Source organism: Prevotella intermedia ATCC 25611 = DSM 20706 (assembly GCF_001953955.1).
Classification (GTDB): Bacteria; Bacteroidota; Bacteroidia; order Bacteroidales; family Bacteroidaceae; genus Prevotella; species Prevotella intermedia.
In genome coordinates, this window is the sequence record NZ_CP019301.1 from 626,897 (window position 1) to 641,316 (window position 14,420).

Genomic DNA, 14,420 nt, shown 5'->3' on the forward strand with positions numbered 1-14,420 from the left:
GGCATGTATACCATGATGCTGACGTTCAATATTCCCTCAGAAGCCCATATTGCAGTTTGAATCCCGGCATAATGTGTATCCACCGACATCTTTTGATAAGGGTGGTTTCAAAGTCAAGAATACATGTTTGTCAGCACAGTCGTTCTTCCGTTCGTTCTTAAGATAATCTATGAGCGCACTTCCAACTTCCTTAGTAAGAGGAAGTTCAAACCGTTTCTTTGTCTTTTCTTGAGAAAGAGAAATAGTATTATGCTCCCAAACAATGTTGCTGAATGTAAGATTGATAATATCCGACCGCCTGAGTCCTAATATTGCTCCCAACAGAAATGCAGTATAAAGGCGCTTTCCACTCAGTCCTTTACGATTGATTGTACTGCCTATGATGGTTATCTCCTCTGTGGAATACACAGAGGGGAGTTTCTCTCTCATTGGGAATTTGCACAACCCTTTTACAGACATAAAGTGATTCAACTTAGATTCCCAGATTTGCTTGAATCTCAAAATTGATTTTTCAGAGTAACCTACACCCCCTCATGAGCATTACGCACTCATTGATGAGAATTGCTAATGATTTTATTTCCATTACGTTTAAATTTAATTGAGCGAAGAACAAATATATGTCAATATCAAAAGTTCGTTATCAAAAGGGCAATAAATATAACGTATAAATCAGGGGTTTGTAAGAGACGTGCTCTGACACGTTATGATATGATACTACTTTGAATAATAGTGAACAGCCATAGAGAAAATTTCATCATCATCAAAGCCATTGCAACCGCTTTTCTGCACTTCATTAAGAATGTAGGTGATGCACTCCTCGATATTCTTGTTTGGCTTCAACAAGTTAGGGGCAAATAATGGGTCTGTCATAGCACGCTGATTGAGATACTCGGCTATTGTCCGTGTGAAATGTTCTGTTCCTTTCATTGTCGTATATGTTTTGATGTTGTTAATACTTGGGAATTTCAACTATTTGATTGATACGTCCATACAGGTAGGCTCTTAGGCTTGTTCTATCGGGTGCGTAATACTCTGTCCATTGTCCGTACTGATTGACAAGGTATTTCTTCAGCACGTCAAAGAAGTCAAAGCGATAGCCTTGTAGGGGAACGGCAGTACGGAAGTAGGTATTAGAGTTCACCGCTTCACATAGCCAATTCTTTTCCTCACGGCTCATACGCTCGCCACAATAGAGTTTCACACGTAGGAGATATACTTTGCTATTACAAAGGCTCTCCAAAGAGGGTACGTCCCATTGTACAAACTTAATTGCCAACACTTGCTCACTTTTTCCAACCACAGAGTTAATGCGGTAATGAGAGGAGGAGCTATATCCTTTTCTTTTCATCGAAGATGTTGTATTTACTTTTTGCTTATCCATAGCGACATTTTTTTTATGCGTCCAAAGATCGGAGTATGCTGATTCCTTTTTGTAGCAAAATAGAGGTAGCGGGGCGAGGCTTGCACAAGGTTTTGGCGGAAAATACTACCCATAGGTGTGGAGATTTTCCAGACAAACCCAGCGGCACTGACCTTTTGAAAGCCACAAGCCCCGTACTACCTTTGCGGATAAAAAGGGAACAGCATCCGTCTTCTTCATTTCGCATATTGTGGAGCATTGGAAAGGAAGCGAAAGTGCAACGCCCATAGTGGAAAACAGAAAAGGTGGCTATCTCAAAATGCGAGATAACCACCTGATGAACGATAAATGAAAGTGTTTACAGATTACATCGTCGTGCTTCTCAAAGCACGCAAAGCAGGATGGCACAGAGTATCGCCAGCCAGAAGAGAAAGCTCAGCAGCGTAAAGGTAACTTGGAGAATGACTCTGACAATAAAGCGCAGTATCAGAAAGCCTGCAATGACTGACACGGCGGTAACGACCTGTGGCGTTACTATCTTTGAGATAAGCCAAACGACACCGATAACGATGGAGAGCAGGATGACCAGTTCGATGAAGCGTGTCCAACTGAAACGGCGGACTTGCTTGAAAGAAATCGGCTGCTGCTTGATGTTATTGCTTTTGTTCGATGCGTCTGCCTTGATGAAGGCAGGTGTGTGGACATCTTGATTCATGATGATTGTATTCATAATCGGAGCTTTGAATAGTTCAAGAGCAATAACAAGATGCGCAGGCTACACACGAGTTGTTGAGAGCTATGCTCGAAAAAAGACAAGTGTTGGTACAAACTCTTGGCGTGTGGAGCGGAGCGTTTATCTTGGCTCTTGACACTACAAAAGCTCCCGATGGTGCTGCATCAAGTCATGTTCTCACCGCCTATCGTTGGCAGACCATTGACCTCAATGAGCAGAACGATTGTTCCTGTCAGTTCGGTGTAGAGTTTCTCATACTCAGGACTTGCGCCAAAATCGTCCGTGAGTTCATACTTGTCGAAAACGCTTTGCACAGCCTTGTTCTTCAGGAGTATCGGGGATAGTCTTTCGGGGAGTGGGGAGGGCAGTTCTTTCTCAAACTCATTCTCCAAGACAGATACAAGCGTGTCGTACTTGGAGAAATGCAGTCCTCTATACAACACTTCGCTTGCCATACTCTCAGCTTCGGGATGCGAGAAGCCTTGTGCCACTGCATCGCAGTAGGTGGTAAGAGCTTCGTCGGCTCTTGCCGTTATGAATGGTTTGTCACTCAGCATTTCGGGGAAATGCTCATTGAGGTAGTTCTCTAACTTCAGACGGAAGTAGGATAGTTCTTTCTTAGTTGTCATAATCTTCTTGGTTTAGGGTTATACATTATTATATTATCGGATTCCCATTGCCTTGTTGAACTTACCGAGTTTGTCGGCAAGCTGTTCCATGTCATACTCAATCTTCTTGTTGGTGATGCGAGCATAAATCTGTGTGGTCTTTATGTTGGTATGTCCCAGCATCTTCGACACACTTTCCATCGGAACGCCCTTACTCAAAGACATGGTGGCAAATGTATGCCGGGCAAGGTGAAAGGTCAGGTTCTTCTTGACACCGCAAAGGTCGGCTATTTCTTTCAAATACGCATTAGTCTTCTGATTCGTCAGTATGGGGAATAGTTTGCCGTCCCGATAGGTCTTTCCACTATACTTTGCAATGATGCGCTTCGGAATATCGAGAAGTAGGACATTTGTTTCCACGCTTGTTTTCTGCCTTTTGGTCATAATCCACTGCTTGTCATCGAGCGTGACGATGTTGTCCGGTGTGAGATTGGACACGTCAATGTATGCCAGCCCTGTAAAGCAAGAGAAGATGAAAACGTCCCTTACCAGTTCCAAACGCTGGATGCCGAAATCCTTGTTGGCTATCTTCATGATTTCTTCGTCCGTGAGGAAACCACGGTTTACCGGCTCCAAGTGGAAACGATGATTGAGAAAGGGGTCGTGAAGGAGATAGCCACGCTTTTGTGCATATATGGTTACGGTTTTGAGAGCCTTCATTTTCTTGACCGACGTATTGTAAGCGCAGCCTGTCACAGTACTCAGATATAACTCAAAGTCTTGTACCACGGATGGTGTGAATTCTGTCAGTCCTATATCCTTTCTTCCATATTTATGGATAAGGAACTCTGAGAAATGTCTTCTCAAAACACTGTACTTTTGCAGACTGTCTTTGCTGATGGTGTGTCCGACACGCTGCTTGATGTCTTCGTTGAACTTGTCGAATACCGGGAGGAAAGTTGTGTACTCCCTGTCTTTTCCTATAAAGAAAGAACGGATTTTCTCCAATGACAGGGACTCGTCATCCTCAAACTTGCGGTAAATTCCATTCAATGTAGTGGAAATAGAGTCCAATGCGGCATTGACGGACAAGCTTTCTGCCGTCCGACCTTTAAGCCGGCTTGTGGCATTATTCCACATTGTCTTATCCACGAAAATTTTCGTAGAGCCAAAATTTGCCATTTCTCCGTTAAGGAATACACGGAGCATTACAGGCGACTTTCCTTCTTTGTTCTCATAGTTTGAGCGTAGGTAGAAGGATACCTTGAAATTTGTTCTCATAATGCATCATTCTTTTGTGTAGCACTCGGCTGCAAAGTTAATATATAACATACTGAAACAGAAAGAATTGATGCCGTCAATATGGTATTCAGAATCCCGTCACTGCTACATTTTTTATTGCTACAATTTTTGTGTAGCAGTTTATGTAGCAGAATTTGACCGAATAATGACTGTCAAAACATAGGGTTATGCCGTCAGGCGATAGAGGTATATACAAAGAAAAATCGTTGTAAAACCTTGATTTTACAACGATTAGCTAATTTTTGAAGGCTAAATTGACAACCTTTGTGAAGTCCTTTTGAAGCCTATTAGCGGAGAGAGAGGGATTCGAACCCCCGGTGCCTCTCAGCACGGCGGTTTTCAAGACCGCTGTAATCGACCACTCTACCATCTCTCCAATGGTGATTACCATTTTGCTTTTCGTGAACAAATGGTTGTTCCTTTAAAGCGAGTGCAAAGTTAAGGAGTTTTTCTGAAATACAAGCAAAAGATGCAAGATATTTTCAAGGGTAAACTTTTTTTAACAAACAGGAAGCTGCTTATCGGCGGTTTCTTTATCACTACTACCTTATTTATCAGGAATACTAAATTATCTACCATTGCCTTGTTGCTGCATCTTATTCGTTGAGATACAAGGTATTCATTGAAATACAAGGTATATGCTATTTCCTTGCAGCTGCACCTTAATATATTAAAGCGCAAATTTATCGGCGGTTGCTTTGCTGTTGTACCCTGTGGGCTAAAAAGTACAAACTCTTTTTGGCTTCTCCCCTACTTCACCTTATTTATTTAAGATACAAGTTCACTTTGCGGTGTCCTTGCCACTGCGCTTTGTGCGCTTGAAAGAGCGATAGTCGTCGAGTTCGATTTCGATGTCGGGTTCGGCGAGTTCGCCTTCGTGCGGCAATTGGAACTTCATGTATTTAATGTTCAGTCCACGTTCTATCCATTGGTTTTCGTAATAGGTGTGTATGCCGAGTATTTCTTTTGTGCGTGGGTCTAATTCCGTTGACTGCACGCCGTTGGTTTCGTTGGCATACAGGTCTTCGGTACGGAAAAGCAGGGGCAGCTTGTTTTTCTCTACAAGATAGGTGGTATAGGTGAAAAGAAAGTTCGAGTCGGTTTTCAGGTGTACCACTCCCCTATCCTCCAAAAAGTTGCGATAACGGTTCAGGAAGAATGTGGACGACAGGCGTTTGCGTGGATTCTTCATTTGCGGGTCGGAGAATGTGAGCCATATTTCCTGCACCTCGTTGGCGGCAAAAAAGCGGTCGATGATTTCGATGCTGGTACGCAGAAAAGCCACATTGGGCAGGTTTTCGTTCAATGCTTGCTTTGCACCCGTGTATATTCGCGCTCCTTTTATGTCTACCCCGATGAAGTTGATGTTCGGATAGAGGCGTGCCAACCCCACGGTGTATTCGCCTTTTCCACAACCCAATTCCAAGATGATGGGGTTGTCGTTGTGAAAATACTGTTCGCGCCAATGCCCTTTCATATCGAATGGCACTTCGCTTATCACACCGTATGGATATTGGAATACATTCTTAAATGTTTCCATCTCTGCGAATTTCTGTAACTTACCTTTACTCATAATGGTTGCAAAGTTACGAAAAAACGTTAGTAAAAAAGCATTCTTGTATTTGTTTGCACGCTATTTTTACATTATTTCAATCAATGTTTATATATCTATATAACTGTGCAAATGTATGTTAGATATAAGAATTACGGCAGCATCTTATTTTTATAAGATGTTTAAAGAAATAACTGGTTATTAATTCAATATGCTTATAATCAGGAAGAGATGAAGCATCTTCGTTTAATTATTACACCGAACTCACGTTTCTTTATGAACGAAAAAAAGACCATAAGGGTGTAAATATTTTTCGCAGGCGCAGCTATTGCATAACTCATTATACATCAATACATTACAGAACCTATTGTTTTGCGTTCCAAAAGCGTAGGTTTTGCAAGGTAAAAGCGGCTGTTTTGCAATGCAAAACAGCCGCTTTCGCAATGCCAAAGCATAGTTGTTACTTTTTAACGGAATTATCTTTACAAGATTAAACCGAGAAGGCTTGATAAAAATATCTGTGAGAAATCCTCATACTGAACTGATGCCTTTGGCGTGTCGCTTCATATGGTTCTTATGATAACAAGCCCCACTCTTTCAAACGGTCGAAGAACATATTTACATAATAGGTTGAAACTACTCTGTCGCAATTGATAAGTCCAAATCCCTTATCCATCATAAGTGGATACTTGTGGCTGTAATAAGTGCCTAACAGCAGTTGCTTCTTAATCTTATACACATCGCTGCTATTCCATCTCTGGCATAGCAAAGCCGCAAGTCCTGCAACATGTGGGCAAGCCATACTTGTACCACTCATTTCCACATATTTGTTACCGGGAATGGTTGAATTGACCTTTACTCCAGGAGCAACACAACCTACAGGGTTCCATGGCAAATACTGATGCCCTCTTGATGAGAAATCAGCTATTTGGTTTCTTTTATCTACTGCACCAACTGCTATCGGACTTGCGCTCCACGTTTTCGCTTGGACTGAGTTTGCAGGAGAGCATACCCATGGGAAGTAGTTAGTGTGTCCGCTATTTCCTGCCGCTACTACTACAACAACTCCATGTAGCTGACATTTCGAAATTGCGTTATTATAAGCAACAGACGGACCTTGAGGACCGCCTAAACTCATACTTGCCACCTGAATGCCATTTTCTATGCACCACTCCATTCCTGCAATGATATCGCTTGTATATCCACCTCCATCATTATCCAAAACCTTTACGGCATAGAGTTTGGCACGAGGAGCAACACCGACAATCTTTTTCCGATACTCTCTTGCAGCAATGATACCAGCACAATGCGTACCGTGTCCGTTATAATCCATGTAATCTCCCGAGTTAGAGAAATCGACACCGCCATAAACGCATAAATCGTCATGGTTATAATCAATACCTGTGTCCAACACGGCAACTTTCACGCCTGTTCCGTCATATCCCTTTGCCCATGCTTTGTGTGCCTTCACTAATTTGATATTCCAAGGAATATACGAAGTGGCTAAAGCTTCAACCGACTCAATGCCTTCGACTGAAGCGGCTTCCTCATCGCAATATTCCGAAGCGTCTTGCTTGAGGTTTGCATCTAACATTGATGAGAACATATCCATCATTGCCTTCTTATACCCATCGGTAAAGCCACCTGCTTGCGATTGGGTTTGCTTTTCGTCTGCTAACGATTCAACGGCAAATAGTTTGTTTTTATCCGAAAGCATTTCAAAGTTGAAAGGCAAAGATTCTGCTTCTGGAACTGTCTTTTCTCCCACGACCGTATCTTCTTCTTGAACTTCGAGCAAGTTGATTGGTTCAAGAGAAGCACCTTTGTGGCGAAGGTTGCTTTTTACTCTTACCCCTTCAATATTCTCCTGTGTTCCTTCCAACTTTTCCATTTCCTTCTGATTGATGTAAACCTCTGGCTTGTAATTTGCATCGAATCCTTCAGGTTCTATGTCAAATGCATACATCTTCGCATCTTCTTCTACTGCCAAGACTCCTTCCTGATTTGCAAGGTTCTTTGCTTCTTCCGATGTAAGCTCAAGTACTGAAACTCCAAGGTTCTCAAAGTGCAAGACATTATCTTTCAAAGCAGCTCTGTCGGCAGCCATGAAAGAAACTCCTTCTTTCATTCTTGCTTGGTTTACTTTTAATAGTTTTACTGCAGAAGCTTTACTAACTTCCTGATTTGCATAGGTTACTAAAAATCTTTTGTTATTTTTATCAGACATAGTTTTTACTTATTTAGGTTTACTACTCGTATGGCTTTTCGTATACGCCCCGTTTTTTATGGTTTCTGGCTCCACTGTCTTTATTGCTTTGGAAAAGAGATTCACTAAACCAAAAATATATACTCTCCAAGCAATCTAAATAACAAACCTGCTCAATTTGTTTGCTGTTTCATTGAATAACTTATATTCCTTGAAAGGCAAACCAATCTGAGCAGGTTTGTATTAATGTTATCAAATTACAGTATCCCTACCTTAGCATCAGGCTCTATGGCTTCAACACCTTCGTTCTGTGCCAATGCCTGCACTTCTTTTGCAGTCAGTCTGGCAGCCAAGATGTTGCTCATCAGCACCCGATAGCTTTTCAAGTTGAGAGATTCTGCATTCACGCCTTCCATCAATGTGATAATAACATCAAATTCTCCGAACGGTCTTGAGTTCATCTCTCTTTGAAGTTCAAAACTTATTTTGTCCATAATATTCAATTTTAATATTTACACATCAATGTCAAAGCTACAACGATATCTTCACACTAAGCTGTTATCTTTGTGTGTTGTTTCGTGTTGCATTTAAACTAACAGATAGTATGAATACCAAGTGCCACGCATTACCTCAATGTTCGAAACCACCCTCTCACAATTGATAAGACCAAATCCTCTTTCCTCGCAGCTGTTATCTCCATGACTCCAATAGGTAGCATATAATAGTTGTTTCTTAATACAATATACACTTGCCCATGGCCATTGTTGACATAGCAAAGCTGCAAGTCCTGCAACATGTGGGCAAGCCATACTTGTACCGTCCATATACGCATAACCGTTATTTAAATAGGTTGATCTGACACTTACTCCAGGAGCAACACAACCAACCCGATTCCATGGATAAGTTTCTTGTCCTCTTGATGAGAAATAAGCAAGATTATTATTACTATCAACAGCACCAACTGCTATCGGACTTCCACTCCAATCATCCTCTTGGGTTGAGACTGAATTTGCAGGAGCACATACCCATGGGAAATATTTATAGTTTCCACTGTTTCCTGCCGATGCAACAACAAGAACCCCATTTCTCTGACATCTCGAAACAGCTTTTCCATAAGCAATAGTTGGAGCATAGCAACCACCTAAACTCATACTTGCCACTCGAATGTCATTGTTTGCACACCACTCCATTCCTGCAATTATATTACTTGTATATCCACTTCCATCATTATCCAAAACCTTTACGGCATAGAGTTTGGCGCGAGGAGCAACACCTACAGTTTGACCTCGATACTCTCTTGCAGCAATGATACCAGCACAATGCGAACCGTGTCCATTGTAATCCATGTAACTTCCTGAACCTGTGAAGTCGGCACCACCATAAACGTATAAATCAGGGTGGTTATAATCAATGCCCGTATCCAATACGGCAACTTTTACTTCCGTTCCATCGTAGCCTCTTGCCCATGCTCCAGGTGCTTTAACCATTCTGATATTCCAAGGAACATATGAAGGATTTACATTCGCAACGGTATTAAGAGCTCCTGCTGAATCGGGGGCAACATCGCAAGATTCTGAAACGTCTTTTTTGAGGTTTGCATCTAACACTGACGAGAAGATATCTACCATTGCTTTCTTATATCCACCAGCAAAACCGCCTTCTTGCGATTGAATTTGCTTTTCGGCAGCCCATGGTCTGTCGACAACTAAATTGTTTTTACCTACATTTTTTTTAGAGTTGAAAGGCATAGTTTCTTCTTCGGGAGCAACCTTATCTCCCACAACCATATCTTCTTTTTGAAATTTAGATGTTTCAATAGTTTTATCAAAGTCTTCTTTTGGGTGAAGGTCGCTTTTAACTTTTGCCCCTCCTTTGCTATTGTTTGTTGCTTTAAATTTAGCCATTTCTTCCTGATTGATATAAACTTCTGGCTGATAATCAGGATCGACCCCTTCAATCTCAATGTCCAATGCATACACTTTCGTATCTTCTTCTACTGCCAAGATACCTTTCTGGGTTGCAAGCTTCTTTGCATTTTCCGATGTAAGCTCAAGCAGCGAAATACCAAGATTATCAAAGTGCAAGACATTATCTTTCAAGGCCTCTCTGTCAGCAGACATAAAAGAAACTCCTTCTTTTACATTTGATTGGTCTACTTTTAACAGTTTTACTGCAGCAGCTTTACTAATTTCTTGGTCTGCATAGGTTACTAAAAATCTTTTGTTGTTGGTTTTATTAGACATAGTTATTATTTGTTAAGTTTACTACTCGTGTGGCTTTTCGTATCCGCCCCGTTTTTTTAATGGTTTCTGGCTCCATTTCTTTTGTCAAACTGGGTAGTCAGCCCCTTCTTTAGACTTCTCTTAATGTTTTGATTATTATACTACTTTTTTCTAAAAGTGATGAACTAAAAATTTCTATTATTAGTTTTGACTTAGATACTATAGTCTTAATTATGCTACAAATATAAACATTTATTCTTTACGAAGCAAATTTTCTGCTTGAAAAAAACAAAAATAATTCATTTTCCCCAGAAAAGGAAAGCGTTCCATACTATACTTATGCAAAAGTATCAATATAGAATTTGAAAAATGTAAACGAACAAAAAGAAAGTGGTAAAAGTGTAAATATTTTTCACAACCCCAAGTATTGTCTAACCTATTAATAACCAATGTATTGCAAAACCTATTGTTTTACATTCCCAAAGCGGCTGTTTTGCACGGTAAAAGCGTAGGTTTTACCGTGCAAAACAGCCGCTTTCGTAATGCCAAAACGAAAGTGCCGTTTTTCTGTGGAAGTTTCTTTACAAAAGCAAGGTATTTCTAGGTGTTGCTTTAGAAAGCCTAGGAACTCTAGAAAAGCTAGAAACACTATATAAACCTTCTTTTCTTTCGGTGCCAAAAGTGCGATGAGCCACGCTCCTACCCATATCATCGCTTTCTTCGGCGGACTTCCTGCATTGCCATTCCCAATTTTTCCTACCCGAAACCGAGGGCGGTGGCAGTTCGGGTATTAGTGTTTTTTAACTACCCATATTTTGCTATACCGCTTTTAATTAGTTTCTTTGCGCCGAAAAATAATTAAGGTATAAAACTGTTAGAGGCTACAAGATACAAGATTATCATTGTTTTCATCATAACATAGCTAAACTATAAATTTTTAAAATAAATAATTAAGTATGAAAAAAGCTCTTTTTGTGGCAATTGCCGCATGCTGTATCGCAACGACATCATTCGCTCAAGAGAATTGGCTGATGAAACTACACATGAAGTCGGGTGAGGTGAAAGAATTCTCGTGCGACGACGTCAAGGAAGTTACTTTCGATAAATTAGGCAACACTTCCTATTATGCCGACGTGAAAGCTACGCACACGTACAATATCTACTACGGAGCCGTAAAGGACAACATAGCCGCATACACGCTTCACTTGTGCGACGGCGAGCTCACACAGGGCGGTCTGCCAAAAGAGATTAACAAGCACGACATAAGACTGACGGTGATGGCAGCAGCATCGGCAAATGCAGACAAAGCCGTACTTCCAGCAGGTACCTACTCGCTGATAGACAACATTGGCGAAAGCGGAATATACGGAAAGCAGAGCGTTTACATAGAAACCAACAAGGTGGACAACAGTGGAAAGGTGGACGGATTCCTCGATTCGCTGAAAATGTGCACCCTGAATGTAGAGCAAAAAGGCGATGGCACCTACCATCTGTTGGTTGAAGGAGAGCTTAGAAGCCACGGGAAAATACGCTTCACATACGACGGAAAGCTCACTTTCGTGAACAAAGACCCCAACTCTACTTACAGTTATATCAAAGAAGATGTGAACTTCACCCCAAGAAGTCTTAGCGGAAGATATGTCAAAGCTACTGATAAGTACTGCGACTACACCCTTACATTCCTCAATTGCGACGTAGACGAAGAAGGATTCATCGTAGGTGCGGGCGAATATCTTAACCTCGTGCTCCTCACAACATTCAAGGTGCCAATGGACATCAACACCATTGTAGGAACATACGACGTGGTTATGCCTGTGCCCGGAGCCGTTTACGAACCCGGAAAGTTCATAGGTGGAATGATGTTCAAGCGAGGCAGTGCCAAGTTCCCTGCAGGTTCGTACTACAAGGCGTTCGACGGTCAAGGTGGAGAAACATTCGGATTCTTCAGTGGCGGTTCGATAACAGTTACCCTCGACAACGGTATGATAACCTTCAAAGGCGACTGGAAAACACCTGAAGGCAAGACCGTAACAATGAACTATACAACAGATGCAAATGGCATAATCGACCAGTCGGAAGAGCAAGGCAACGCCAAGGCAGAAAACAGCAATGCCGCTCGCAGCATAAACGGTGCCACACTGAACCAGCGTCTGAACATAAACGACATTAAAAACGCAGGCAACCAGATATTTATGATGAAGCGATAAACCGCTTCCCGCCTACTCCCCACCCTCCCAAGTGCTTACGCACAGAGGATTGGAAGAGGAGAACGAAAACAAAAAAATGCTAAAGCGCAGTGCTTTAGCATTTTTTTGTTGGTGTATGAAAGGTGGTATGGTGAAAGGGAAGCAGGGGTGTGTAGGGGTTCTAGTTCTCCTATGGATTCTAGTAGAAACCTTGAACCAGCACGTGAAAACAGCTTCGCTTTTGTAAAGAAAGTTCTGAAGAAAAACGGCAATTGCGGTTTGGCATTGCGAAAGCGGCTGTTTTGCGATGCAAAACAGCCGCTTTTACCGCGCAAAACCTACGCTTTTGGAACGCAAAACAATAGGTTTTATAAAGCATTGATAGCGAGCGAGTTGTGTAAGAGGCTCGCTCGTGAAAAATATTTACGAAATTATGGGCGGCGAAAAGCCGATGGAATAGAAATAGAGCGTGTGAGAAAAGCAAGGCTGTGGGCGATATGCCCTTTCGCTGCCGAAGCTATATGGAGGAGCGTCGGCAACACTACCCTATTGCAGATTCGTTTCTATTCGTCTGGAATATAGATGATTTCGCCGTTCTCAAGTTGGTAGGCGGTGCCCACACGCTTGCCCTTGTTGCCCGACTTGGCGTCTTGGTTCTTCGACGGAGTATAGCGGTCTATCTGCTTGCCCTTCTTCGAGATGATTTCCATATTCTGCTTGCCAGGGTTCTTCACCACGGTAAAGTCCTCCGTGCTGAACATTTCGGTCATCTTGTAGTGGGTAACGAGTGCCACCATCAGTGCGACGGCAAACACCATTGCGGCATCGAAGAGGTTGCTGACAACGCTCATCGGGTCGTCGTCCTCGTCGTGGCTGAGCCTAATCTGTCGTCTTCTCATAACTTATTTGCTGCGGTTTTCGTCCAACATATCGGCAATGTAGCTGAGCGCACCCATATCTCTGCGGTACCAACGCTGCCGAACCGACTTGACAACGAAGCCGATGCCACCTGCGAACAAGCCGATAACGGTGGTGGCAAACGCCACTTGCATGTTGTAAGCCATCGACGCTATATCGCCCGACGACAAGCCAACGAGTGCCGGACCCATCGGAATGAGGGTACCCATCAAGCCCAGCATTGGTCCCATCTTGGTAAACATCTTCGGCGTTTCGAGTTCGCGCTCCACCATACACTCGTATTCGTCGAGCAGATAGTTCACCTTTGCAGAACTGTCGCTGTGTTCCAACATCTTCGCAATGCAGGCAGCCACGGGCAGTTTGCCTTTCGGCAGGCGGTCGGCAAGCGACGAAAGGTTGTCGGCTGTGAGCTGTTTCACCTCTCGGTGCAGCATTGTGCCGCTCTGTCGCATGGTGAGATACTGACTGAAAAAGCCGCCCAAGAGCAGCAGCGAGCGCAGAAAGAAGAAGATGAGAATGAGGATTACGGGCACGAGAAGTCCCGATGAAATCCAATAAAGTATATCTGTTATGTAATTCATAAAATGTTTTTAGTTTATACTGAAGTTTATTTTATTCGATGCCGAGCCATCAGTCCATTCGCCTGATTTGCCTTTTCGTGTGCCAACGCTGCCACGCCATACCTGCTATGCCCAAGACGGCAACGAGCACCACCGTGCCTGCAAGGGCTTCAAGGTTGGTATTGTCGGTTCCCACCACCGTCGTCTTGCCGTTCACGGTAGCCACTATGCCCATCAGCGCAATCAACAGGTTGCAGAGAAACAGCAGTTCCAAGCGTAGGAAAGTTTCGGGCAACAGGCGTTTCACAACGTATGTGAGCAGCGGAATGGCAATGCAGAAGACTGCACCGAGCGTCCAAGCGATGAGCGAGAAGTCTTCGCCGGGAAAGGCAAAGATGGTTTCCACGAGTATGCCGAACATCATTGGAATTATCATAATGCCCGGAAAGAAACGCAGGAAGGCAAACAGCAGTCGGGCTTTGCGCCCAATGCGCCCTGCCACCTCCACGTCGGCAGAGAGCAGGCAGAATGCCGTTGCCATAAGCACGTCTATGTTGAGCAGGACGGAAATGTCGCGCACCAAATCGGTATCGGCAAGCCAGCCCGCTATTTCGGTAGACGACTGCAAGATGGCACCGCGCCACGCCAACCCCATGAATACCATTGCCGCCACTGCCGTAATGCCTATTTGCAGGGCGTGCACGAACGTCTGCTTCAGCACAAAGCTGAAACAGACGAGTATAAAGAGAATAACAGCTACGGTTTCCATCGTG

General features: G+C 43.0%; 15 protein-coding genes, 1 tRNA gene and 1 pseudogene. 2 read left to right on the forward strand and 15 right to left on the reverse strand.

Annotated elements, in window-relative coordinates; translation table 11 throughout:
• Nucleotides 1-36: 36 nt before the first annotated feature.
• The 12 genes and pseudogenes from BWX39_RS11350 to BWX39_RS12200 all read right to left on the reverse strand — a co-directional run bounded on the left by BWX39_RS11350 (nt 37) and on the right by BWX39_RS12200 (nt 10,695).
• A complete protein-coding gene (locus tag BWX39_RS11350; protein ID WP_244271515.1) occupies nt 37-429 on the reverse strand; it encodes a tyrosine-type recombinase/integrase in 393 nt (130 codons plus the stop codon).
• A 288-nt stretch (nt 430-717) separates the two neighbouring features.
• Nucleotides 718-927 (reverse strand): annotated as a pseudogene (locus tag BWX39_RS11355) (PcfK-like family protein); the annotation flags it as partial.
• Nucleotides 928-949: 22 nt separating this feature from the next.
• Nucleotides 950-1,381 (reverse strand): hypothetical protein, encoded by a 432-nt coding sequence (locus BWX39_RS11360; protein ID WP_027952916.1) that lies wholly within the window; start codon nt 1,379-1,381, stop codon nt 950-952.
• 361 nt (nt 1,382-1,742) lie between these two features.
• The gene (locus BWX39_RS11365; protein ID WP_007367138.1) at nt 1,743-2,090 is read right to left on the reverse strand and encodes a hypothetical protein; all 348 of its coding nucleotides are present in this window, start codon (nt 2,088-2,090) and stop codon (nt 1,743-1,745) included.
• A 167-nt stretch (nt 2,091-2,257) separates the two neighbouring features.
• Nucleotides 2,258-2,722, reverse strand: coding sequence for a DUF1896 domain-containing protein (locus tag BWX39_RS11370; RefSeq protein WP_028905832.1), 465 nt, complete (start codon nt 2,720-2,722; stop codon nt 2,258-2,260).
• A gap of 33 nt (nt 2,723-2,755) precedes the next feature.
• On the reverse strand, nt 2,756-3,982 hold the full coding sequence (locus BWX39_RS11375; RefSeq protein WP_028905833.1) for a site-specific integrase: 1,227 nt from the start codon (nt 3,980-3,982) through the stop codon (nt 2,756-2,758).
• Between the two features lie 312 nt (nt 3,983-4,294).
• A tRNA-Ser gene (locus tag BWX39_RS11380) sits at nt 4,295-4,379 on the reverse strand.
• A gap of 405 nt (nt 4,380-4,784) precedes the next feature.
• Nucleotides 4,785-5,576: a tRNA (guanosine(46)-N7)-methyltransferase TrmB gene (gene trmB / locus BWX39_RS11385; RefSeq protein WP_028905834.1), complete on the reverse strand. Its 792-nt coding sequence runs from the start codon at nt 5,574-5,576 to the stop codon at nt 4,785-4,787.
• Nucleotides 5,577-6,129: 553 nt separating this feature from the next.
• The gene (locus BWX39_RS11395) at nt 6,130-7,683 is read right to left on the reverse strand and encodes a S8 family peptidase (RefSeq protein ID WP_244271516.1); all 1,554 of its coding nucleotides are present in this window, start codon (nt 7,681-7,683) and stop codon (nt 6,130-6,132) included.
• Between the two features lie 335 nt (nt 7,684-8,018).
• On the reverse strand, nt 8,019-8,255 hold the full coding sequence (locus tag BWX39_RS11400) for a protease inhibitor I9 family protein (protein ID WP_028905836.1): 237 nt from the start codon (nt 8,253-8,255) through the stop codon (nt 8,019-8,021).
• Between the two features lie 93 nt (nt 8,256-8,348).
• Nucleotides 8,349-10,004 carry a S8 family peptidase gene (locus tag BWX39_RS11405; RefSeq protein WP_028905837.1) on the reverse strand — a complete coding sequence of 552 codons (1,656 nt, stop codon included), beginning with the start codon at nt 10,002-10,004 and terminating at the stop codon, nt 8,349-8,351.
• 442 nt (nt 10,005-10,446) lie between these two features.
• Nucleotides 10,447-10,695 carry a hypothetical protein gene (locus BWX39_RS12200; protein ID WP_028905838.1) on the reverse strand — a complete coding sequence of 83 codons (249 nt, stop codon included), beginning with the start codon at nt 10,693-10,695 and terminating at the stop codon, nt 10,447-10,449.
• A 244-nt stretch (nt 10,696-10,939) separates the two neighbouring features.
• Here BWX39_RS12200 and BWX39_RS11410 point away from each other — a divergent pair, with 244 nt between their 5' ends.
• Together BWX39_RS11410 and BWX39_RS11415 are read left to right on the forward strand one after the other, a co-directional pair.
• On the forward strand, nt 10,940-12,190 hold the full coding sequence (locus BWX39_RS11410) for a hypothetical protein (RefSeq protein ID WP_028905839.1): 1,251 nt from the start codon (nt 10,940-10,942) through the stop codon (nt 12,188-12,190).
• 171 nt (nt 12,191-12,361) lie between these two features.
• The gene (locus BWX39_RS11415) at nt 12,362-12,751 is read left to right on the forward strand and encodes a hypothetical protein (protein ID WP_154650388.1); all 390 of its coding nucleotides are present in this window, start codon (nt 12,362-12,364) and stop codon (nt 12,749-12,751) included.
• On the opposite strand, the gene BWX39_RS11420 is transcribed toward BWX39_RS11415, so the two are convergent.
• From BWX39_RS11420 to BWX39_RS11430, 3 genes are read right to left on the reverse strand one after another with little or no spacing between them, the layout of a single operon-like run.
• The gene (locus BWX39_RS11420; protein WP_014708297.1) at nt 12,733-13,068 is read right to left on the reverse strand and encodes a DUF2149 domain-containing protein; all 336 of its coding nucleotides are present in this window, start codon (nt 13,066-13,068) and stop codon (nt 12,733-12,735) included. The two genes, BWX39_RS11415 and BWX39_RS11420, sit on opposite strands and share 19 nt — an antisense overlap.
• A 3-nt stretch (nt 13,069-13,071) precedes the next feature.
• Nucleotides 13,072-13,668, reverse strand: a complete 597-nt coding sequence (locus BWX39_RS11425) for a MotA/TolQ/ExbB proton channel family protein (RefSeq protein ID WP_028905840.1) — start codon at nt 13,666-13,668, stop codon at nt 13,072-13,074.
• 49 nt (nt 13,669-13,717) lie between these two features.
• Nucleotides 13,718-14,416 (reverse strand): hypothetical protein, encoded by a 699-nt coding sequence (locus BWX39_RS11430; protein ID WP_028905841.1) that lies wholly within the window; start codon nt 14,414-14,416, stop codon nt 13,718-13,720.
• Nucleotides 14,417-14,420 lie beyond the last annotated feature (4 nt).